The organism is Streptomyces sp. EDA2-14 (assembly GCF_054963755.1).
On the sequence record NZ_JBUEGE010000001.1, the window covers coordinates 260156 to 281577 of the forward strand.

The following is a 21422-nucleotide window of genomic DNA, read 5'->3' on the forward strand; positions in this document are numbered from 1 at the left end:
TGCTCGGTACAACTGATCCCATGCATCAGGCACTCGAATCCCTCCTCGATCTGCTCGACCTCGAGCAGATCGAGGAGGACATCTTCCGCGGCCAGTCCCGGTCCTCCGTCGTCCCGCGCGTCTTCGGCGGGCAGGTGGCGGCCCAGGCGCTGGTCGCGGCCGGGCGCACCGTCCCGGCCGACCGGCACGCCCACTCCCTGCACGCGTACTTCCTCGTCGCGGGGGACCCGGGCGCGCCCATCGTCTACACCGTCGACCGGATCCGCGACGGCCGCTCCTTCACCACGCGCCGCGTCGTCGCCGTCCAGCACGGCCAGCCGATCTTCCACCTCTCCGCGTCCTTCCAGACGTACGAGGACGGGCTCGACCACCAGGCGGACATGCCGCCCGCGCCGGACCCGGAGTCGCTGCCGACCGCGGAGGAGATGCTGCCGCGCTACGTCGACGACGTGCTGAAGCCCGACGTCGTCCAGCGGCTCCTCGAAGCGCGCGAGGCCGTCGACCTGCGGTACGTGGACGCCCCGCCGTTCGCCTTCGTCGGCGACCCGCAGCCCCCGCGGTCCCAGGTCTGGTTCCGGGCGCGGGACAAGCTCGCGGACGACCCGCTGCTGCACGTCTGCCTCGCGACGTACGTCTCCGACATGACGCTGCTCGACTCCGTGCTGCTCGCCCACGGGCGGGGCGGCTGGGCCGTCGGCGACGTCGTGGGTGCGTCCCTCGACCACGCGATGTGGTTCCACCGGCCGTTCCGGGCCGACGAATGGCTGCTGTACGACCAGGAGTCGCCGTCCACGTCCGGCGGACGCGGGCTCGGGCAGGCCCGGATCTACACGCAGGACGGACGGCTCGCGATCACCGTCATCCAGGAGGGTGTCGTTCGCGTTCCGCGTTGATCGGACATACCGTCACGTACATGGATGTACGGGTGGACGACGGTGCGCGTGGCAAGGAAGAAGCGGGCGGGGAGAGCGTCTTCACGGTGCTCGTCGCCGCGGCGGCCAATCTGGGCATCGCCCTCGCGAAGGCCGTCGCCGGTGTCATCAGCGGTTCCAGCGCGATGCTCTCCGAGGCCGCGCACTCCTTCGCCGACACCGTGACGGAGCTGCTGCTGCTCACCTCCCTGAAGCGCAGCGACAAGCCCGCCGACGAGGACCATCCGCTCGGCTACGGAGGCGAGCGGTACGTATGGGCGCTGCTCGCGGCCGTCGCCACGTTCGTGGGCGGCGCCGTCTTCTCCCTGTACGACGGGATCCACACGCTCGTCGCGGGCGAGGAGCTGGGCAACCCCGTGGTGTCGTACGTGGTGCTGGGTGTCGCCTTCGTGCTGGAGGGGTTCTCGCTGCGTACCGCCCTCAAGCAGGCGCGGGGCGAGGCGACGCGGTTGCGGGCGCCCTTCGGCACGTATCTGCGGCACACGCCCGACACGGCGGTGAAGGCGGTCGTCCTGGAGGACAGCGCGGCCCTCGCCGGTCTGCTGCTCGCGGCCGGCGGGCTGCTCGGCTCGCAGCTCACCGGGGCGGCGGCGTGGGACGCGGCGGCGTCCCTGTGCATCGGTCTGCTGCTGCTGTGGGTGGCGTGGGTGCTCGGGCGGTCCAACGCGGAGCTGTTGGTGGGGCGGCCCTTGCCGAAGCCCTTCCGGGACGAGATCCGCACGATCGTGCTCGGTGTCGCGCACGTCGAGGCCGTGCTTGAACTGACGACGCTCGTGCAGGGGCCGCGGGAGGCGCTCGTCGCGGCGAAGGTCGATTTCCGGGATGCGTCCACCGCGGCGCAGATCGAGTGGGCCTGTGAGGATGCGTCGCGGCGGATTCGGGAGCGGTTTCCTGCGGTGCGGCGGGTTTTTCTCGACCCGACCCCGGGGTTCGCCGCGCGTCGTACGGAGGGGCTCAACCCTTGGTAGTTGCTTGCGGCACCCCGGGGGTGCGGTCGCGGGGCTCTGCCCCGGGCCCCGCTGCTCAATCGCCGCAGGGGCTTGATGTGCTCGACCGGCGCTGAGGGCTAGAGGAGGCCCGCCGCGTCCAGCAGGTAGGCCGTCATCGGGTCGTAGTGCCTGGGGCTTGTTACGTGGTCGTCCAGGGGGATCGTCACCTGCATCGTGCCTTCGGACTCGCCCACGAACAGGGCCGGGTCGTTGCAGTCCGCGTAGCCGACGGAGTCCAGGCCGCGCTGGGCCGCGCAGCCCGCCCAGCCGTGGTCGGCCACCACCAGGTCCGGCAGCGGGCGGCCTTCGCGGGCCAGACCGTCGAGGATCGCCGCCATCGGGTCGGGGGAGTGGGTGTGCCACAGTGTCGCGCCCCGCTCCAGCATCGCGACGTCCGCGAACTGGAAGACCATGCCCTCGTCCGTGGCCAGACCCTCGGGGATCACCACGATCTCGCAGCCCGCCGCGCGCAGCGCCGCCGCCGTCGCCCGGTGGACGTCGAGGAGGCCGCCGGGGTGGCCCGTGGCGAACAGGACCCGCTGGTTGTCCTCCGCCGCCTTGCGCAGCCGCGCCGCCGTGCGGTCCAGGGCGTCGACCGTCAGTTCCGCGTCGATGGTGTCCTGGCCCGAGCGGTGGTCGGGGTCGGCCACGACTCCGCAGCGCTCGGCCATGACCGCGAGCACATCGCGCTCGTCGGTCCAGCGGTCGCCGAGTTCCAGGCCCAGCCAGTAGTGGCGGTCGCCGTTCGCGAGCCTTTGGTAGTGCGAAAGGTTGTTCTCGCGCGGGGTGGCCACGTCGCCCGCGATGCGCGTGCGGACGAGGTGGTCGATCAGGGCGGCGCGGGTCGGAACATCGCTGGGGATTCCGGGTATCGGCATGTGCCCATTGTGCCGGTGGCCGCGGCGGGGCGTTGATCGGTTCCGGGGAGTGGACCCGCGGCCGCCCGCGTCAGGGCCGATGGCGGAGTGCGAACCAGAGTTCCATGCGGGTGTCCGGGTCGTCGAGGTCGGTGTCCAGGAGCGTGGCGCAGCGGGCGATGCGCTGGCGGACCGTGTTGCGGTGGATGCCCAGGGCGAGGGCCGTGCCCTCCCAACTGCCGTGCAGGGAGAGCCAGGTGCGCAGGGTGTCCAGGAGGGCCGGCTTGTCCGCCAGGGCGGCCGGTGTCGGCGCGGAGGCGTCGTCCGGGCGGTGGTGGGCCAGCGGGGTGCGGGTCGCCCGTGCGCGGGTCAGGGCGTGGGCCGCCTGGGCGTCGGCGAGCGGCAGGTCGCGCGGCAGCACGGGCGCGCTGACGCCGAGCACATGGCCCGTGTGCGCCGTGACGTCCTGGTCGGACGGGATCAGGGCGCGGGTGAGCGAGCCGTCGGTGGCGGTCGCGGTCAGGGGCGTCGCCAGGTCGGGGGCCGGGCGGGGGGTGACGGGGCGGGCGTGGACGACCCGCCACGTGGTGTCGGCGCCCAGGAGCTCCGTCGCCGTCTGCGCGCGGTCCGCGCCGAGGAGGAGGTCCACCAGGGTCGCGGCGCGGCGCGTGTCGCCCGTCGAGCGGTGTTCGCCCGTGAGGAGGGAGAGCAGGACGACCGCGGCGCCCGCGATCGTGTGGTCGCCCGGCGAGCGGGCCTGCGTCGCGAGGCCGAGCGCGCCGCCCGTGCTCAGGGCGTACGCCGACAGATGCGTGCCGCCCACCGTGTCCGCCGCCGACGACGGGGTGGGGAAGAGGTGCGTGGCGTGCGGGCGGACCACCGCCGTCAGCTCGGCGAGCGCCTCGCTCACCGCGCGCGGCGGACGGGTCCCCGCGTGGTGCGGCTCGTCGCCCTCCGGGGTGACGGCCACCGCGAACCCGCCGGTGCGCTGGGCGAGTTGACGCAGGACGGACGGCAGGGGGTCGGGGCGCGCCGCCGCCGAGGCCAGCGCCTGCTGGGCCTCCGTCACCCGGCGCAGCTCCGCGTTCCTCGCCTGGGCCATCAGCTCCCACACGGCCCGCGCGATCCCGCTGAACGTGGTCCGCGGCGGCACCTCGATGAGCGGGATGCCGCGCCGCTCGCAGGCCGCGACCAGCTCCGGCGGCACCGTGTCGAAGACCGGCGTCACACCGAAGCCGAGTGCCACCGCCCCGCCCCGCGCGACCCGCTCCGCGTACTCCTCGAAGTAGTCGTCGGGCGGCGCCGCGGGCGCGTGCACGCCCGCCGTCAGGAGCAGCTCGCCGCCCAGCAGGAACGGCTCCGGGTCCGTCAGCTCCGACGTGTGCGCCCCGTGCACGAGGACGGCCGCCGCGTCGGGGCCCGCGATCCGGCGCAGGCCGAGGTCGGCGCGGGCGAGCACCGCGGAGAGCGGAACGCCCTGGGTGGGCGGTGCGGTCACGGTCACCTGTGGACGATTCCTCTGCTCAATTTCCGATGAGTGGATGAAACGTACACTTCAGTGCTGCTTTTCGGCCACCTAGATTTCTTGCGACCGGTGGGTGCGGGTACGGGCGGATGTCCCCGACACCCCAGAGGCCCCTCAGAGGTTTCGCAGCCGGACACTCCCTTTGCACGACACGCCACCGAGGTGGACCAAGGAGGACGCCCCATGGCCGTCGACTACATCGTGATCGTCGTCTACCTGGCCGGAATGCTGGCAATGGGCTGGTGGGGCATGCGCCGCGCCAAGTCCAAGAGCGACTTCCTGGTCGCGGGACGGCGGCTCGGCCCCGCCATGTACTCCGGGACGATGGCTGCCGTCGTGCTCGGTGGCGCCTCCACCATCGGAGGCGTCGGCCTCGGCTACCAGTACGGGCTCTCCGGCGCCTGGATGGTCTTCACCATCGGCCTCGGCATCCTCGCCCTGTCGGTCTTCTTCTCGGCGCGCATCGCCCGTCTGAAGGTCTACACGGTCTCCGAGATGCTCGACCTGCGCTACGGCGGCGGCCGGGCCGGGATGATCTCCGGCATCGTGATGTGGGCGTACACGCTGATGCTCGTCGTCACGTCCACCATCGCGTACGCGACGATCTTCGACGTCCTCTTCGACGTGCCGCGCACGCTCGCGATCGTCGTCGGCGGCACCATCGTCGTCGCCTACTCGACGCTCGGCGGCATGTGGTCGATCACCATCACCGACATGGTCCAGTTCGTCGTGAAGACCATCGGCGTGCTGATCATTCTGCTGCCCGTCGCGGTCATCAAGGCCGGTGGCTTCAGCGAGATGAAGGCCGCGCTGCCGACCTCGTACTTCGACCCGCTGGGCATCGGCGGCGAGACGATCTTCACGTACGTGCTGATCTACACGTTCGGCATGCTCATCGGTCAGGACATCTGGCAGCGCGTCTTCACCGCCCGCAACGACAAGGTGGCCCGCTGGGGCGGCACCGTCTCCGGTGTCTACTGCCTGCTCTACGCGATCGGCGGCGCGGTCATCGGCACCGCCGCCAAGGTCCTCTACCCCAAGGGGCTCGGCCAGGCCGACGAGGCGTTCGCGCAGATCGTCAAGGACGAGCTGCCCGTCGGCATCCGCGGGCTCGTGCTCGCCGCCGCCCTCGCCGCCGTCATGTCGACGTCCTCCGGAGCGCTCATCGCCTGCGCGACCGTCGCCAACAACGACATCTGGAAGCGGCTGCGCGGCATCAAGCCCGAGGACGCGGGGGAGAGCGAGCACGACGAGGTCAAGGGCAACCGGATGTTCATCCTGGGCCTCGGCATCGTCGCGATCGTCATCTCGATCCTCCTCAACAACGTCGTCGAGGCGCTGACCGTCGCCTACAACCTGCTCGTCGGCGGGCTCCTCGTGCCCATCCTCGGCGGGCTGATCTGGAAGCGCGGCACCGGCGCGGGCGCCCTCGCCTCCGTCGCCGTCGGCGGCCTCACCGTCATCGGCGCGATGTGGCGCTACGGCATCCTCGCCAACGAGCCCGTGTACTACGGCCTGGTCGCGTCACTCGTCGTCTACGTGATCGTGTCCCTGGCCACCAGGCCGACCGACGCAGCCGTCCTCGCCAACTGGCGCGAGCGGCTCGCCGGGCGCGGCGCCGAGGAGCCCGAGCCGGCTCCCGCCGTCGCGGCGCAGTAAGCCGCAGCACCGCGGCAGACAGCAGCAACGCAGTACCGCAGCACCGCAGTAAACCTCGCAGGAAAGAAGGCATGCGCGCTATGAACAGCAACGAGACGCCCCGCGTTCCGGTCGGCCCCACGGGAGCCGTCGGACCGGTCGACTCCTCCCGGGTCCCGCGCTACGCGGGTCCGGCGACGTTCGCCCGCCTGCCCCGGCTCGACGAGGTGGACGCCGCCGACGTGGCGGTCGTCGGCGTCCCCTTCGACACCGGAGTCTCCTACCGGCCCGGCGCCCGCTTCGGCGGCAACGCGATCCGCGAGGCCTCCCGCCTCCTGCGCCCCTACAACCCGGCGCAGGACGCCTCCCCGTTCGCGCTCGCCCAGGTCGCGGACGCCGGTGACATCGCCGCCAACCCGTTCAACATCAACGAGGCCGTCGACACCATCGAGGCCGCCGCCGACGACCTGCTCGGCTCCGGCGCCCGCATGATGACGCTCGGCGGCGACCACACCATCGCGCTGCCGCTCCTGCGCTCGGTCGCGAAGAAGCACGGCCCGGTCGCGCTGCTGCACTTCGACGCGCACCTCGACACCTGGGACACGTACTTCGGCGCCGAGTACACGCACGGCACCCCGTTCCGCCGCGCCGTCGAGGAGGGCATCCTCGACACCTCCGCCCTCTCCCACGTCGGCACCCGCGGCCCGCTCTACGGCCGCTCCGACCTGACGGAGGACGAGAAGCTCGGCTTCGGCATCGTCACCTCGGCCGACGTCTACCGGCGCGGCGCCGACGAGGTCGCCGACCAGCTCCGCCAGCGCATCGGCGACCGCCCGCTGTACATCTCCATCGACATCGACTGCCTCGACCCGGCGCACGCGCCCGGCACCGGCACCCCGGAGGCGGGCGGCATGACCTCCCGCGAGCTCCTGGAGATCCTCCGCGGCCTTTCTTCGTGCAACCTGGTGTCCGCGGACGTCGTCGAGGTGGCGCCCGCGTACGACCACGCGGAGATCACGTCCGTCGCCGCCTCGCACACCGCGTACGAGCTGACGACGATCATGTCCCGCCAGATCGCCGAAGCGCGCGCCTGAGAGGTACGCGCCGAGAAGGAGACGGGCACAAAGTGACGCACGACCACGACCTTGAACTGACGCCCACGCCCGCGCAGACGGAGGCGGCGCTCAACCCGCCTGCCGGGCGCACCGGCGGCGATCTGGTCGTCGAGACCCTGCACGGGCTCGGCGCGTCCACCGTGTTCGGACTGCCGGGGCAGCACGCGCTCGGCATGTTCGACGCGCTGCGCCGGTCGTCGCTCAGGTACGTGGGGCTGCGAGTCGAGAACAACGCCGGGTTCGCGGCGGACGCGTACGGCCGGGTCACGGGAGAGGTGGCCCCGCTGCTGCTCTCCACCGGGCCCGGCTCGCTCATGTCCCTCGCCGCGCTCCAGGAGGCGGCGGCCGCTTCGGCTCCCGTCCTCGCGATCGGCAGCCAGATCCCGGTCGCGGGGCTCGGCGGCGGACGCCACGGCTATCTGCACGAGCTGCGCGACCAGCAGGCCTCGTTCCGGGACGTGGTCAAGTCCGTCCACGTGGTCCGTACGCAGTCCCAGATCCCGTCGGCGATCGCCGCGGCCTGGGAGTCGGCGCTCAGCGCCCCGCACGGCCCGGTGTGGGTGGAGATCCCGCAGGACGTGCTGCTCGCCGAGACGGTCCTGCCGGTCGTCACGGGGGTGGACGCGACGCCGCACGAGCTGGTGCCGCGCCCCGAACTGACGGCTGTGGCAGCCGACCTGCTCGCGCGCGCCGAGCGTCCGGCGATCATCGCGGGCGGCGGTGTCGTCCGCGCGGACGCGGCGGGCAAGCTGCGCGCGCTCGCCGAGCGGATCAACGCGCCGGTCGTCTCCACCTTCGGCGGCAAGGGCGCCTTCCCCTGGGAGCACCCGCTGTCGCTCCAGTCCTGGATGGAGGACCGGCACACGACGGACTTCCTTGAGGACGCCGATGTCCTGCTGGTCGTCGGTTCAGGACTCGGTGAACTCTCCTCGAACTACCACACGTTCACGCCGCGCGGCCGGGTCGTCCAGATCGAGGCCGACGCCGGCAAGCTGGAGTCCAACCACCCGGCGCTCGGCATCCACGCGGACGCCCGCCTCGCGCTCCAGGCGCTGGCCGAGACGGTCGCCGAACGCCCCGACGACGGGGCGCCCGCCCGCGTCGCCGCGGTCCTGAAGGCTGTACGGGACCGGATCGACGCGCAGGAACTCACCCTGGAACAGGACGTGTTGGCGTCCGTGCGCGCGGCCCTGCCGGCCGGCGCCCCGTCCTTCTGGGACATGACGATCCTCGCCTACTGGGCGTGGTCCGCGTGGCCCGGCGCCATGCACTCGGCGCAGGGCGCGGGCGGCCTCGGCTACGGCTTCCCGGCGGCGCTGGGCGCGGCGGCGGCCGACCCGACCACCCCCGTCCTCGCGGTCTCCGGCGACGGCGGCGCCATGTACTCCATCGCCGAACTGGCCACGGCGAAGCAGTACGACCTGAACGTCACCTGGCTCATCGTCGACGACGGCGGCTACGGCATCCTCCGCGAGTACATGACGGACGCCTTCGGCGAGGCCACCGCGACCGAGCTGGCCCGCCCCGACTTCGTGGCACTCGCCGAGTCCTTCGGCGTCCCCGGTGTGCGTACGACGCCGGAGACGCTCCGCGACGACCTGGCGAAGGCGCTGGCCGCGCCGGGGCCGCACGTGGTCGTGCTCCCGGCGCTGCTCAGGATGTTCGCGCCGACCCACCTGGGTGAGGACTGACCCCGCGTAGCGGGGTGCCGGAGGCATGCCGATGAGTGAAATCCCCGCCGTATCAGCCTCCTTGAAAGCCTTGCCAGCCGGCCAGGGCTTTCAGAACTGCTGCTGCTTTGCGCCGGGCGGGAGCATGCAGGGAGTGCGCACCGCGAAGGAGAAGCGTTGGGGCTTCGTCTTTCCGGAACCTACGGTGTCCGCCTCCACCACGTAATCGTTCTTCTTGTTCCGGGCGCTCAGTATCGACGATTCGTAAGCGCTCTTGAATTCCCGATACGAGGTGATCTCGTATCCTTGCTTGGTGAGTTTGGACCGCAGGGTACGCACGATACGGGTGTGATCCGTCGACGGAGCCGACGAGTAGATGTAGTAGAAGAGGCTGTACCGGCCGTCCTCTGCCACCTCGTCATTCGCCCCTATGCACGCCTCGAAGTGTGTTTTGGCGGTGGATGCGATGGTTTCGACCCCGGCCGCCTTGGCCAGATGAGTGGTGTACTCCTTGGCCCGCTTCAGGGCCGCATCCTGCTCCATGCGCGGCAGTGGGTCGTTCCGGCCGTCGTCTTGGGACACGCACCCTCCAGTCATCAGCAGCACGGCGCACAGAGCAACCGCCCTGCGGGCAAGGCGATGTCCAACCGATGAGCCCGTGAGCATGTGCGAAGCCCCCGCTTCCGATGATCGTCATCAGCACTGCGGTCGCCGAGTGTAGGGCGGGTCAGGAGTACGCGTACGTGCTCTCGGGATGTGGTCCGCGGCCATGGCCGAAAGTCGCCTCATCTTGAGCAGTGCGCCGCTGCTCCCGTGCGAGCGGAGCAGCGGCGCACTGGCCGGGCGTCTACCAGATCGAGTCGACCCACTCCGGGTGGTCGATGAACGGGTTGCGGTTGTGTTGGTAGGTGTCGTAGATGACGTCGTTGCGGTTCTTCTCGAAGGCGTCCGGCGGGTCCTCGGCGCTCCACGTCTTCAGGACCGAGAGCTTGCCGATGTTCGGCGCGCTGCCGTTGTCCACCGAGTCGTTGGGCTCCAGGTCGGCGAAGGAGTCGTCGCCCTCGTAGCGGACCGCCATGTAGAGGATCATCCGTGCGACGTCGCCCTTGACGGCGTCGCGCGGTTCGAACGAGTCGTCGTCGGTGAGGCTGCCGCCGCCGTTGTCGACCGCGCTGCCGCCGTTGTCGAAGTCCTTGTTGCCGCGGATCGAGTTGACCGTGACGTCCTCGGGGCGCAGGTGGTGCAGGTCCGTGCCGGGACCGGTCGCGGTGCCGAAGTCGCCGTGCGACTTGGCCCAGACGTGCTCGCGGTTCCAGTCGCCGCTGTCGCCGCCGTTGGCCGACTTGGCGCGGGAGACGCCGCTGTACAGCAGGATCACGTTGGAACTGTTCGCCGGGTCCTGGTCGGTGGCCTTCAGGGCGTCCCAGACCGCGTCGTAGGAGAGCTTCGTCTGGTCGCTGATGATCGTGTGCAGCGCGCTCTTCAGCTCGGTGCCGGTCTTGCCCTCGGCGTCCTGGTAGTACGTGTCGTCGTACGCGGCGGTCGGGTTCGCCGTGGCCGTCGCTGTCGCCGTGGGGAGGGCGAAGGCGGCGAGTACGGCCGCGGTGGTGAGGGCGACGGTGCGTATGTGGATTCCGGGCATGTGGGGTGTCCGTCCGTTCTACGCGGGTTGACTGGTGGAACGGAGCGTGACATGAACACGTATGGATTGGGTGAATGCGGGGCGTCGATCGTGTGACGACAAGGGCCCCTGACTGGTTGTCAGGGGCCCTTGTCGCGGGTGGAGTTACGGGATCAGTTCACGTCGGACGGGTCCAGTCGGTAGATCGACTGCGAGGTGGAGGAGTCGGAGGAGCCGGCAGAGTCGGAGGACTTGCTCTTGCTGTTCTTGCTCTTGCTGTACTCGCTCTCCTTCACCGCCGTGCCGTGCTTCTTGACCCACTTGGTGACCGCGGAGCTGACGTCGTTGCCGCCGCCCATGGGGCCGCCCATGCCGCCTTCGCCGACCTGGATGTAGTGCAGCTGGCCGCTCTTGACCAGCTTCTTGAGCTTGGCGACGGTCATGCCCTTGTCGGAGCCGGTGAAGCCGTACATCGAGATGACGGGCTTCTTCGTGCTCAGGATGGTCTGCGCGGCGGACTGCGAATTGGACACCGCGAGCAGCCACTTGGCGCCGTCCTGGTGCTTCTCCAGGTACGAGATCAGGTCGCTGTCGACGCCGCCCATGCCACCGGGACCACCACCCATGCCGCCGCCCTGCCGGCCGCTCTCCTGCCGACCGGAGCCGGAGCCGGAGCCCGAGCCCTGGTTGCCGTCGCCCTGGCCGCCGGGAATCTCGCCGCCGCCCGGCATGCCGCCGCCCTGCTGGGAGCCGCCGCCGGGGAAGCCGCCCTCGGGCGCCTCGCCGCCACCGGGCATCTCGCCGCCACCGGGCATCTCGCCCCCGCCGGGCATCGAGCCGCCGCCCTGCTGGGAGCCCCCGCCCTGCTGCGAACCGCCCCCCGGCATCTCGCCCCCACCGGGGAACCCGCCGCGGCCACCGCCACCGCCCCCACCGGGACCGCCCATGCCCCCGCCCGTCGAGGGACCGGCCGTCGGGTTCGTACCGCCCATGCCGCCGCCCCCGCCGGAGGAGAGCGGTTCGGAGAAGGAGTAGGCCGCAGGGCCCGCCACCGACGCGACGACCGCCGCCGCGACGGCCACCGCGAACAACCGCAGCCTGCGGCCCGACGCCGTACGGAGGACCAGCAGACCCACGAGGGCCGCCGCCATGACGAGCGCGACCACCGGCCACAGCCATCCGTTCCAGCCGGAGGCGCGGCGCAGCAGCACGACCGACCAGATCCCGGTGACGCCGAGCGCCACGGGCAGCACCCACGCCCACCGCTTGTCCGTGCGGAAGGCGCGCAGCAGCATCACGCCGCCGCCCCCGCACAGCGCCGCGATACCGGGGGCGACCGCGGTCGTGTAGTACGGGTGCATGGTGCCCTCGGCCGTCGCGAACGTGACGTAGTGCAGCACCAGCCAGCCGCCCCACAGCACCAGCGCGGCGCGCGTGACGTCGGTGCGCGGGGCGCGGCCGCGCAGCACCAGGCCGCCGATGAGAGCGATCACCGCGAACGGGATGAGCCAGGAGATCTGGCCGCCGAGCGTGTCGTTGAAGAGCCGGCCGAGGCCCGCCGTGCCGGAGAAGCCGCCGCCTCCGCCGCCACCGCCCCCGCCGTTGCCCTCGCCGCCGAGGATCCGGCCCAGGCCGTTGTAGCCCATGATCAGGTCCCAGGCGGAACCGTCCGTCGAGCCGCCGATGTACGGGCGCTCGTCGGCCGGGACGAGGGAGACGGCCGTGGCCCACCAGAAGCTGGAGACCGCGAGCACCACGGCGGCGAGCACCAGGTTGCGGACCTTCTTCGCCCAGCCGAGCCGCGACGCGTACACGTACACGGCGAAGACCACCGGCAGCGCGATGTAGCCCTGGAGCATCTTCGTGTTGAAGGCGAGACCGAAGCACGCCGCCGACGCGAGCAGCGGCAGCAGCCTGCCGTCGCGGGTGGCGCGCAGCGCGAGGGCCGCGCCGCCCACCATCAGCAGCACCAGGAGGGTGTCCGGGTTGTTGTCCCGGTTGATGGCGACGGTGATCGGGGTCAGTGCGAGCACCAGCGCGGCGACCGCCGCGGCCGCGTGGCCCCACACCCGCTTCACGGAGGAGTGCAGGATCCAGATCGTGCCGAGCGCGGCGGCGATCTGCGGCAGCATCATCTGCCAGGTGCCGAAGCCGAAGATCCGGCAGGACAGGCCCATCGTCATCAGCGAGAGCGGCGGCTTGTCCACGGTCAGGAAGTTGCCCGCGTCGATGGAGCCGAAGAACCAGGCCTTCCAGCTCTGCGTGCCGCTGTAGACGGCGGCGCTGTAGAAGCTGTTGAGGCCGGACGAGGACAGGTTCCAGGCGTACAGCGCTCCGGCGAGCACGAGGATCGCCAGCAGCGCCGGCAGGGACCAGCGGGGCGCGCGGTGCGCCGTCGGCGGGTCCGCCGGGGGCGGCGGCGCGGGAGCGGGGGAGAGCGGTTCGGTCGCAGTGGTCACCAGTGCACCGTGCACGGCCACGGTGGGCGCGCGCTGTGGCGAAGCTGGGTGCCACCTGTGGATGCCGACGGGACACCGGTATACCGGCCGGTGGCGTGCGTCGTTCATGGAAAGGGAAAGTCCGCGCGGGCGTCACGGGTCGCGCTCTACGGTGACTCCATGTCGCGCAGACCCGTACGCTCCGTGCTCGCCACCGTCGCCCTGACCGCCGCCTGCCTGACGGTCTCGGTTCCGGCGCAGCAGGCCACCGCCGCCGACACCGGCGCCCCCGGACGCTGCTCCCCGGCGGTCTCGATCACCGGCTACTCGGACGCCCTCGACAAGACGACGTACGACGGCACGTTCGTCGGGAACATCTCCGCGCTCGCCACGGACCGGGGCGGCCGGATCGCCGCGCTCTCCGACCGCTCGTCCCTGTTCGGCCTGGACGGGAGCACGCTCGCGCCCCGCTCCGTGGCGCCGCTCGCCGACGAGAAGGGGGCCGCGCTCGACTCCGAGGGCCTGGTCGTCGACCGCGACGGTACGTACCTCGTCACGTCGGAGACCGAGCCCTCCATCCGCCGCTACGACCGCTCGGGCGCCCGCATCCGCGACCGGCTCCCCGTCCCGGCGATGCTTCAGGACCGGGCCCGCGACAACGCCTCCTTCGAGGGCCTGACGCTGCTGCCCGGCGGCCGCACCCTGCTCGCCTCCATGGAGTCCCCGCTCACAGGCGATCAGGTCGACCGGCTCCAGACCTGGCGGCGCACGCCCACGGGCTCCTTCGCGCCCGCCGCCCAGTACGGCTACCGCGCCGACGCGAACCTCGGGATCTCCGAGGTCACCGCGGCCCCCGACGGCCGCCTCCTCGTCCTGGAGCGCGGCTTCACCAGCGGCGTGGGCAACACGATCCGGCTGTACGCCGCCGAGCTGCGCGGCGCCACCGACACCTCGGGGCGCGCCACCCTCACCGGCTCCGAGACCGGTGTCCGCCTCGCCCACAAGAGGCTCCTCGCCGACCTGGGCGACTGCCCGTCGCTCGGCGCCCCGGCCCACCAGCCGCAGCCGAATCCGCTGCTCGACAACATCGAGGCGATGACGGTCACGGGCCGCGGCCCGCACGGCACGCTCCGGCTGCTCCTCGCGAGCGACGACAACCAGAGCGCGAACCAGATCACCCGCTTCTACTCGCTGCGGATTGTTACGACGGGATGAAATCCGACCCCGCTCGCGTTGGCCCTTCGGCAGGTCAGGGCGAGAGGGCCGAGTGAGCGGGAGGCGGGCAGGGCGTGGCGGAGAAACGGGGCTGGGCGAAGCGTCTAGGGGGGTACGCATGGCGGCATCCCAAGGACGTCGTGCTCGCACTCGGGGCCTCGCTCGGCGGAATGGGCGTCATGGCGCTCGTCCCGCTGATCACGAAGGTGATCATCGACGACGTGATCGGGAACCACTCCCGGTCCATGGCCGTGTGGGCGGGCGCGCTCATAGGCGCGGCCGTCGTCGTGTACGTCATGGCGTTCGTCCGCCGCTACTACGGCGGGCGGCTCGCCCTCGACGTCCAGCACGATCTGCGCACCGGGATGTTCGATTCGATCACCCGGCTCGACGGCCGGCGCCAGGACGAGCTGTCGACGGGGCAGGTCGTGGGCCGCGCCACCAGTGACCTTCAGCTGATCCAGAGCCTGCTGTTCATGCTCCCGATGACCATCGGGAACGTCCTGCTGTTCCTCATGTCCCTGGTGATCATGGCGTGGCTCTCGCCGCCGCTCACCCTGGTCGCGCTGGCCGTCGCCCCCGCCATCTGGTTCATCGCCAAGCGCAGCCGCTCCCGGCTGCACCCCGCCACCTGGTACGCGCAGGCGCAGGCCGCCGCGGTGGCCGGGGTCGTCGACGGGGCGGTCAGCGGGGTCCGGGTCGTGAAGGGCTTCGGGCAGGAGGAGCAGGAGACCGGCAAGCTCAAGACGGTCGGCCGCCGGCTCTTCGCGGGCCGCCTGCGCACCATCCGGATGAACGCGAAGTACACCCCCGCGCTCCAGGCCGTGCCCGCTCTCGGGCAGGTCGCCATGCTGGCGCTGGGCGGCTGGCTCGCGGTGCGCGGGCAGGTCACGCTCGGCACGTTCGTCGCGTTCTCCTCGTACCTCGCCCAGCTCGTCGGCCCCGTCCGGATGCTCGCGGTCGTCCTCACCGTCGGGCAGCAGGCCCGCGCCGGTGTGGAGCGCGTCCTCGAACTGATCGACACCGAGCCGAGCCTCGTCGACGGCACCAAGGAACTGCCGGCCGACGCCCCCGCGACCGTCGAGTTCGACGACGTGAGCTTCACGTACGCGGACGCCGAGCACTCCGTCCTCGACGGCCTCTCCTTCGAGATCCGGGCCGGTGAGACCCTCGCCGTCGTCGGCTCCTCCGGCTCCGGCAAGTCCACCGTTTCGCTGCTGCTGCCGCGCTTCTACGACGTCACGCACGGCGCCGTCCTCGTCGGCGGCCACGACGTGCGCGAGCTGACCACGGCGTCGCTGCGCTCCGCGATCGGGCTCGTGCCCGAGGACTCCTTCCTGTTCTCCGACACCGTGGGCGCCAACATCGCGTACGGCTTCCCGGAGGCGACGCAGGAGCAGATCGAGCAGGCCGCGCGCGCCGCGCAGGCCGACGGATTCATCAAGGCGCTGCCCGAGGGCTACGACACCAGGGTCGGCGAGCACGGCCTCACCCTCTCCGGCGGCCAGCGCCAGCGCGTCGCGCTCGCCCGCGCCATCCTCACCGACCCGCGCCTGCTCGTCCTCGACGACGCGACGTCCGCCGTGGACGCCCGCGTCGAGCACGAGATCCACGAGGCCCTCGCACAGGTGATGGCGGGCCGTACGACGCTGCTGATCGCGCACCGCCGCTCCACGCTCGGCCTCGCCGACCGGATCGCCGTCCTCGACGGCGGGCGGCTCGCCGCGATCGGCACGCACGCGGAGCTGGAGGCGGACTCGCCGCTGTACCGGCGCCTGCTCACCGACCCCGACGAGCTGGGCGGCGTCTCGCCCGGCCACACCGCCCCCGCAGGGGAGCCGGCGGAGGACACCTCCGTGCGCGCGGAGCTCGACGCCGAGTTCGACGCCGAGCGGGGCGTCACCCCCAGCCTGTGGACGGGCGACCGCGAGCCGCGCGACACCGCGCTCGCCGGGATGCCCGCGTCGCCCGGACTCCTCGCCCGGGTCGACGCGCTGCCGCCGGCCACCGACACCCCGGACATCGACGAGGCGCGGGCCGTCACGGCCGAGGAGTCGTACGGCCTGCGCAGGCTGCTGCGCGGATTCGGGGCGGCGCTGCTGATCAGCCTCGCCCTGGTCGCCGTCGACGCGGGCGTCGGCCTGCTGCTGCCGATCCTGATCCGGCACGGCATCGACGAGGGCGTCACACAGCTCGCGATCGGCGCGGTGTGGTCGGCGTCCGCGCTCGCGCTGGTCGCCGTACTCGTGCAGTGGGCCGCGCAGTTCGGCGAGACGCGGATGACGGGCCGGACCGGCGAGCGGGTGCTCTACTCGCTCCGGCTGAAGATCTTCTCCCAGCTCCAGCGGCTCGGGCTCGACTACTACGAGCGGGAGTTGACGGGGCGCATCATGACCCGGATGACGACCGACGTGGACGCCCTGTCGACGTTCCTGCAGACCGGGCTCGTCACCGCGTTCGTCTCCCTCGTCACGTTCTTCGGCATCATGGCCGCGCTGCTCGTCATCGACGTACAGCTCGCGCTCGTCGTCTTCGCGACGCTGCCGCCGCTGATCATCGGGACGTTCTTCTTCCGGCGCTCCAGCGTCAAGGCGTACGAGCTGGCGCGCGAGCGGATCTCCGTCGTCAACGCCGACCTTCAGGAGACGGTCGCGGGGCTGCGGATCGTGCAGGCGTTCCGGCGCGAGCGGGACGGCGCCGAGAAGTTCGCCGCGGGCAGCGCCAGTTACCGCAAGGCGCGCATCCGCGGCCAGTGGCTGATCTCCGTGTACTTCCCGTTCGTGCAGCTGCTCTCGGCGGTGGCGACCGCGGCCGTGCTGGCCGTGGGCGCGCACCGGGTCGACGCGGGCACCCTGACGACCGGCGCGCTCGTCGCGTACCTGCTCTACATCGACCTGTTCTTCGCGCCCGTGCAGCAGCTCTCCCAGGTCTTCGACGGCTACCAGCAGGCCACCGTCTCGCTCGGCCGCATCCAGGAGCTGCTGCGCGAGCCGACGTCGACGAAGAACGCGGAGCGGCCCCGCGAGGTGCCGTCGCTGCGCGGCGAGATCGCCTTCGAGGACGTGGACTTCGCGTACGGGACCGACGAGGTGGCACTGAGCGACGTACGGCTCCACATACCCGCGGGCCAGACCGTCGCCTTCGTCGGGGAGACCGGCGCGGGCAAGTCGACCCTCGTCAAGCTCGTCGCCCGGTTCTACGACCCGACGGGCGGCCGGGTCGCCGTGGACGGCATCGACCTGCGCGAACTCGACCTCACCGAGTACCGGCACCGGCTCGGCGTCGTCCCGCAGGAGGCCTACCTCTTCCCCGGCACCGTCCGGGACGCCATCGCGTACGGCCGCCCCGACGCGAGCGACGCCGAGGTGGAGGCGGCGGCCCGCGCGGTCGGCGCGCACGAGATGATCGCGACGCTCGACGGCGGCTACCTCCACGAGGTCGCCGAGCGAGGCCGCAACCTCTCCGCGGGACAGCGCCAGTTGATCGCCCTGGCCCGCGCCGAACTCGTCGACCCGGACATCCTGCTGCTCGACGAGGCGACGGCCGCCCTCGACCTCGCCACCGAGGCCCAGGTCAACCAGGCCACGGACCGCATCTCCGGAAAGCGCACCACCCTCGTCGTCGCCCACCGCCTCACGACGGCGGCCCGCGCGGACCGGGTGATCGTGATGGACCACGGCCGGGTCGCGGAGGACGGCACGCACGACGAGCTGCTGGAACTGGACGGGAAGTACGCCGCGTTGTGGCGGACGTTCCTCGGCGAGCCCGTGGAGGTCAGCTCTTCGACGTGATGTCGGAGATCTTCTTGGTCGCCAGCTCCGACTGGACCGTCAGATAGGTGTACGAGACGTGCTTCCCGGTGCCCCAGGTGAGGCGCACCGTGGAGTACGTCTTGCCCATGCCGCTGTCGCCCGCCGTCACCCTCCAGGCGTTCGGCACGTTCTGCGCGCGCAGCACACCGTCGGCGTCGTGCTGCTTCTCCCAGTTCGTGAGACGGGAGCGCAGATCGGAGGTCAGGTAGAACTGCCGAAGCTGCGCGGCGAGCGCGTTGTCGCCGGGATCGTTCGCGACGTCGATGTACGCGCCGTAGAAGTGCGCGACCCGGTCGTAGACGGCGGCCGGATCTCCGCTGCGGGCGGGGGCGCCCGAGGGGTTGTCGGTGGTGCGGGGCGCGGCGGCGCTGGGGACCGCGAGGGCGACGGTGAGCAGTCCCGCCCCGAGGACGTAGCGTGCGGTGCGGTGCATGGATGTCATGACGGACCCGCCTTTCGGGCCGGGCCGGCGCGCAACCGCCCGGCCGGTCTGTCGCGTCAGTTCAACAGTACGCTGGTGCCGATGTGACGGGAGGGGCTGCGGTGCGCGGACAAGGGCTCGGTGAGGGCGGCATACCCACGCCGCGCGGGCCCCGTCGGGTGCTCGCGCCGACGCTGTCCGTCCTGGTCGCGGCGGCCCTGCTGGTCCTCGGCGGCCCCACGGTCACCGGTGTGCAGGCCGCCCCGCTGTGCGGCGGCCACCAGGCCCGCACCCTGCACTTCGACACGGGCCGCACGGTCCTCTACAAGAAGAGCGGCTACGTCTGCGCCGTCACCTACGCCAAACGACCGGGTGCCCGCCGCACCATGTCGGTGAGTGTCCAGGCACGCGGCAACCGGGCCGTCGTGGACAAGGGCCGCTACACGCGGCACGCGGGCCCGGTCACCGTGCACGCGGGACACCGCTGTGTGCGGATAAAGGGCGCCGTGGGCTCGGACTCGGTGCACACCGGCTGGATCCTGTGCTGAAAGCCTGTGCACAACACCCCCCGTCTGCGCCGCGGCGGCACAGGCGCTGAGCGCGGCGCCGCCACCCGTTACACCGTGACCGCGCATCCCACCGGCCTGCTGCCGCCCAGGGCCACGTAGAGCGAGGTGGCCGGCGGGCACGCGGAGCGCGTCCGCACGGCCTTCACCACCCGGTACCGCGGGGCGCGGCTGCCCGTCCCGGCGCACGCCGTCTCCCGGACCTGGCCCCGGCCCACGGCCGTGACGCAGTCGCCGACGATCGTGCTGGGGCCGCCACCGCCGCCCGGATCGCCGGGGTGCGGGGGATCCAGATTGCGCATGCAGGCGTAGCCGCGCGCCACGGACCCGTCGCCGTTCTCGTCGGCCGCGGGCCGCTTTTCGCTGATGTGCAGCACGAAGTCGGTGTGGGCCGGGCAGGCGGGGCCGCCCGTCGACTCCCCGTCGTGCCGGGCGAGGACGCGGGCGACGGCCCGCTCGCTGCGGCAGGGCACCTCGTTGAACGACGTGCGCCCCCGCGAACTGCACTCGCCCACCGCCAGGAACACCGCCCCGTACCCGGAGGACGCGCGACTGGAGGGGCGGTCGTCCGAGGAGCCGGGCGCCCCCTGGCACCCGGCGAGCGCGAGCGCCAGCAGCGGCACCGCGCACACCGCTTCGACCCACCGCGCGACCATGGCAATCCCCCCGGCATACCGCTCAAGCGTGGCCCGTGGCGGCGGGCGCACGCCAGGTGTGCCGGGGGCTTTGCGTCAGTTGGTGACGGCGTGCGCGGAACACGGCGTACGCCCCCCTACGGACGGGTCAGTACGACAGCCCGTAGCCGATCGGGTAGAGGACTCGCGCCGGATCGTCGGCCCGCTGCACGGGCACCGGCAGCTTCCCGCGCGGCTCCGCCCTCCCGGCCAGCACCCGCACGGCCGCCCGCAGTTCGACGTCGATCCACGAGTACGCCGCCACGTGCGCGTCGGCGGCGGGCAGTTGGGCCACGTCGTACGGGTTGCGCATGGACAGCGTGACGACCGGCACCCCGGTCTCGGCCACCGCGTTCACCAGAGCCTGCTGCGCGCTGCCCGCCGTGACGTTGTACGTGCCGACGACCACGGCGTCCTTGCCCTTCGCCGCCGCCACCGCCTGCGCGATCGTCGCCTGCGTGGGCGCCGTGCCGGTCGCGAGCACCGTGGCGGTGAAGCCGAGTTCGGTGAGCGCCGCGCCGATCACGGTGGTCGGCGGGCCGTCGCTGAGGGACGGGGAAGCCGGATTGGCGCCAAGCACGAGCACGTTCCTGTGCGTGCGGCGGGACAGCGGCAGCAGCCGGTCCTTGTTGACCAGCAGCGTCGTCGTGCGCTCGGCGATCCGGTCGGCGGCGGCCAGGTGCGCGGCCGTGCCGACGGTCCGGTCGACCCCGGAAGAGGAGACGTACGGATCCTTGAGGAGCCCCAGCTTCGACTTCAGGCGCAGGATGCGCAGGATCGACTCGTCCAGCCGCGCCTCGGTCAGCTCCCCGGCGCGCACGGCCGCGAGCACCGCTTTCCAGGAGACCGACAGGTCCGGGGGGTTGAGCAGCTGGTCGACACCCGCCTTCAGGGCGAGCACCGGCACCCGGTCGTCGCCGTACTTCGTGCGAACGCCCTCCATGCCGAGCGAGTCGGTGACCACGACGCCGTCGTAGCCGAGCTGCTCGCGCAGGATGCCGGTGAGGATGGGGCGGGAGAGGGTCGCCGGGTCCTCGGACGGGTCCAGGGCCGGGACGACGATGTGGGCCGTCATGATCGAGTCGATGCCGGCCGCGATCGCCGCCTTGAACGGCGGCGCGTCCAACTGCTCCCACTGCTCGCGGGTGTGGCTGATGTACGGGATCCCGGTGTGGCTGTCCGTGGCGGTGTCGCCGTGCCCCGGGAAGTGCTTGGCCGTCGAGGCGATGTGCGAGGACTGGTAGCCCTTGACCTCTGCCGCCACCATCCCGGCGACGGCCTGCGGGTCCGCGCCGAAGGACCGTACGCCGATCACGGGGTTGGCCGGGTTGACGTTGACGTCGGCGTCGGGCGCGTAGTCCTGCCGGATGCCGAGGGCGCGCAGCTCGGCCCCGGCGATCTGGCCCGCCCTGCGTGCGTCGTCGCGGGAGCGGCCCGCGCCGAGGGCCATCGCGCCGGGGAACAGGGTCGCGGGCTTGCCGACCCGCGCGACGATGCCGTGCTCCTGGTCGGTGGATATCAACAGGGGTATGCGGGAAGGCTGTTGGAGCCCGGCCCGCTGAATCCCATTGCTCAGGTCGGCGATCTGGTGCGGATTGCGCACGTTGTGCGCCCACGCGAAATAGATGATCCCGCCGAGCTTGTACGTGTCGATCAGCTCGGCGGCGGTGCGGACGCCGATCTCCTTGAGGTTGGCGTCGATGTCGGCCTGGTCGGGGTCGGTGGCCGAGTGGCCGTACACCCGCATGACGAAGAGCTGGCCGACCTTCTCCTCCAGGGACATCCCGGAGATGATCCGCTTCAGGGACCGGTCGGACGCGGGGGCGCCCACGGCCCTCGCGGCGGGGGCACTCAGTCCCATCGCGGTGGCGCCGACCGTGGCGGCGGCGAGCACGGAACGTCTGGACAGTGGCACGTTCGCTCCTTCCGGAGGAGGTGCGGAGCCTGAA

General features: G+C 71.9%; 16 protein-coding genes. 8 read left to right on the forward strand and 8 right to left on the reverse strand.

Translation table 11 applies throughout. The features are described 5' to 3' along the window. Positions 1–20 precede the first annotated feature (20 nt). Positions 21–893, forward strand: a complete 873-nt coding sequence (locus ACY34M_RS01155; RefSeq protein ID WP_462719139.1) for an acyl-CoA thioesterase — start codon at positions 21–23, stop codon at positions 891–893. Positions 894–913: 20 nt separating this feature from the next. Further along, positions 914–1900, forward strand: a complete 987-nt coding sequence (locus ACY34M_RS01160) for a cation diffusion facilitator family transporter (RefSeq protein WP_462719140.1) — start codon at positions 914–916, stop codon at positions 1898–1900. Between the two features lie 98 nt (positions 1901–1998). Here the strand turns inward: ACY34M_RS01160 and ACY34M_RS01165 are convergent, their stop codons facing one another. After that, on the reverse strand, positions 1999–2799 hold the full coding sequence (locus tag ACY34M_RS01165) for a phosphatase (RefSeq protein ID WP_462719141.1): 801 nt from the start codon (positions 2797–2799) through the stop codon (positions 1999–2001). A 70-nt stretch (positions 2800–2869) separates the two neighbouring features. Further along, the gene (locus ACY34M_RS01170) at positions 2870–4282 is read right to left on the reverse strand and encodes a PucR family transcriptional regulator (RefSeq protein ID WP_462719142.1); all 1413 of its coding nucleotides are present in this window, start codon (positions 4280–4282) and stop codon (positions 2870–2872) included. Between the two features lie 204 nt (positions 4283–4486). Between ACY34M_RS01170 and ACY34M_RS01175 the strand changes: the two genes are divergently transcribed. The 3 genes from ACY34M_RS01175 to ACY34M_RS01185 all read left to right on the forward strand — a co-directional run bounded on the left by ACY34M_RS01175 (position 4487) and on the right by ACY34M_RS01185 (position 8747). After that, positions 4487–5962: a sodium:solute symporter family protein gene (locus tag ACY34M_RS01175; protein WP_462719143.1), complete on the forward strand. Its 1476-nt coding sequence runs from the start codon at positions 4487–4489 to the stop codon at positions 5960–5962. Positions 5963–6042: 80 nt separating this feature from the next. Next, positions 6043–7035, forward strand: a complete 993-nt coding sequence (speB, locus tag ACY34M_RS01180) for an agmatinase (protein ID WP_462719144.1) — start codon at positions 6043–6045, stop codon at positions 7033–7035. Between the two features lie 32 nt (positions 7036–7067). Continuing rightward, on the forward strand, positions 7068–8747 hold the full coding sequence (locus ACY34M_RS01185; RefSeq protein ID WP_462719145.1) for a thiamine pyrophosphate-binding protein: 1680 nt from the start codon (positions 7068–7070) through the stop codon (positions 8745–8747). Between the two features lie 90 nt (positions 8748–8837). On the opposite strand, the gene ACY34M_RS01190 is transcribed toward ACY34M_RS01185, so the two are convergent. The 3 genes from ACY34M_RS01190 to ACY34M_RS01200 form a co-directional block, all read right to left on the reverse strand. After that, complete coding sequence (locus ACY34M_RS01190; protein ID WP_462719146.1) at positions 8838–9308, reverse strand: hypothetical protein; 471 nt, start codon at positions 9306–9308, stop codon at positions 8838–8840. Positions 9309–9573: 265 nt separating this feature from the next. After that, positions 9574–10368, reverse strand: coding sequence for an endonuclease I family protein (locus ACY34M_RS01195; RefSeq protein WP_462719147.1), 795 nt, complete (start codon positions 10366–10368; stop codon positions 9574–9576). A 152-nt stretch (positions 10369–10520) separates the two neighbouring features. Continuing rightward, entirely contained in the window at positions 10521–12806 is a 2286-nt protein-coding gene (locus ACY34M_RS01200) for an ArnT family glycosyltransferase (protein ID WP_462719148.1), read from the reverse strand. Positions 12807–12965: 159 nt separating this feature from the next. Between ACY34M_RS01200 and ACY34M_RS01205 the strand changes: the two genes are divergently transcribed. Together ACY34M_RS01205 and ACY34M_RS01210 are read left to right on the forward strand one after the other, a co-directional pair. After that, the gene (locus tag ACY34M_RS01205) at positions 12966–14000 is read left to right on the forward strand and encodes an esterase-like activity of phytase family protein (RefSeq protein WP_462719149.1); all 1035 of its coding nucleotides are present in this window, start codon (positions 12966–12968) and stop codon (positions 13998–14000) included. A gap of 74 nt (positions 14001–14074) precedes the next feature. Further along, positions 14075–17791 carry an ABC transporter ATP-binding protein gene (locus ACY34M_RS01210; protein ID WP_462719150.1) on the forward strand — a complete coding sequence of 1239 codons (3717 nt, stop codon included), beginning with the start codon at positions 14075–14077 and terminating at the stop codon, positions 17789–17791. Here ACY34M_RS01210 and ACY34M_RS01215 read toward each other — a convergent pair. Next, entirely contained in the window at positions 17775–18254 is a 480-nt protein-coding gene (locus ACY34M_RS01215) for a hypothetical protein (RefSeq protein WP_462719151.1), read from the reverse strand. The two genes, ACY34M_RS01210 and ACY34M_RS01215, sit on opposite strands and share 17 nt — an antisense overlap. 101 nt (positions 18255–18355) lie before the next feature. Here ACY34M_RS01215 and ACY34M_RS01220 point away from each other — a divergent pair, with 101 nt between their 5' ends. Beyond that, on the forward strand, positions 18356–18781 hold the full coding sequence (locus ACY34M_RS01220; protein WP_462719152.1) for a hypothetical protein: 426 nt from the start codon (positions 18356–18358) through the stop codon (positions 18779–18781). A gap of 68 nt (positions 18782–18849) precedes the next feature. On the opposite strand, the gene ACY34M_RS01225 is transcribed toward ACY34M_RS01220, so the two are convergent. Together ACY34M_RS01225 and ACY34M_RS01230 are read right to left on the reverse strand one after the other, a co-directional pair. Next, positions 18850–19455 carry a hypothetical protein gene (locus ACY34M_RS01225; protein WP_462719153.1) on the reverse strand — a complete coding sequence of 202 codons (606 nt, stop codon included), beginning with the start codon at positions 19453–19455 and terminating at the stop codon, positions 18850–18852. Positions 19456–19582: 127 nt separating this feature from the next. Next, positions 19583–21334, reverse strand: a complete 1752-nt coding sequence (locus ACY34M_RS01230; protein ID WP_462719219.1) for a glycoside hydrolase family 3 protein — start codon at positions 21332–21334, stop codon at positions 19583–19585. Positions 21335–21422: the final 88 nt, after the last annotated feature.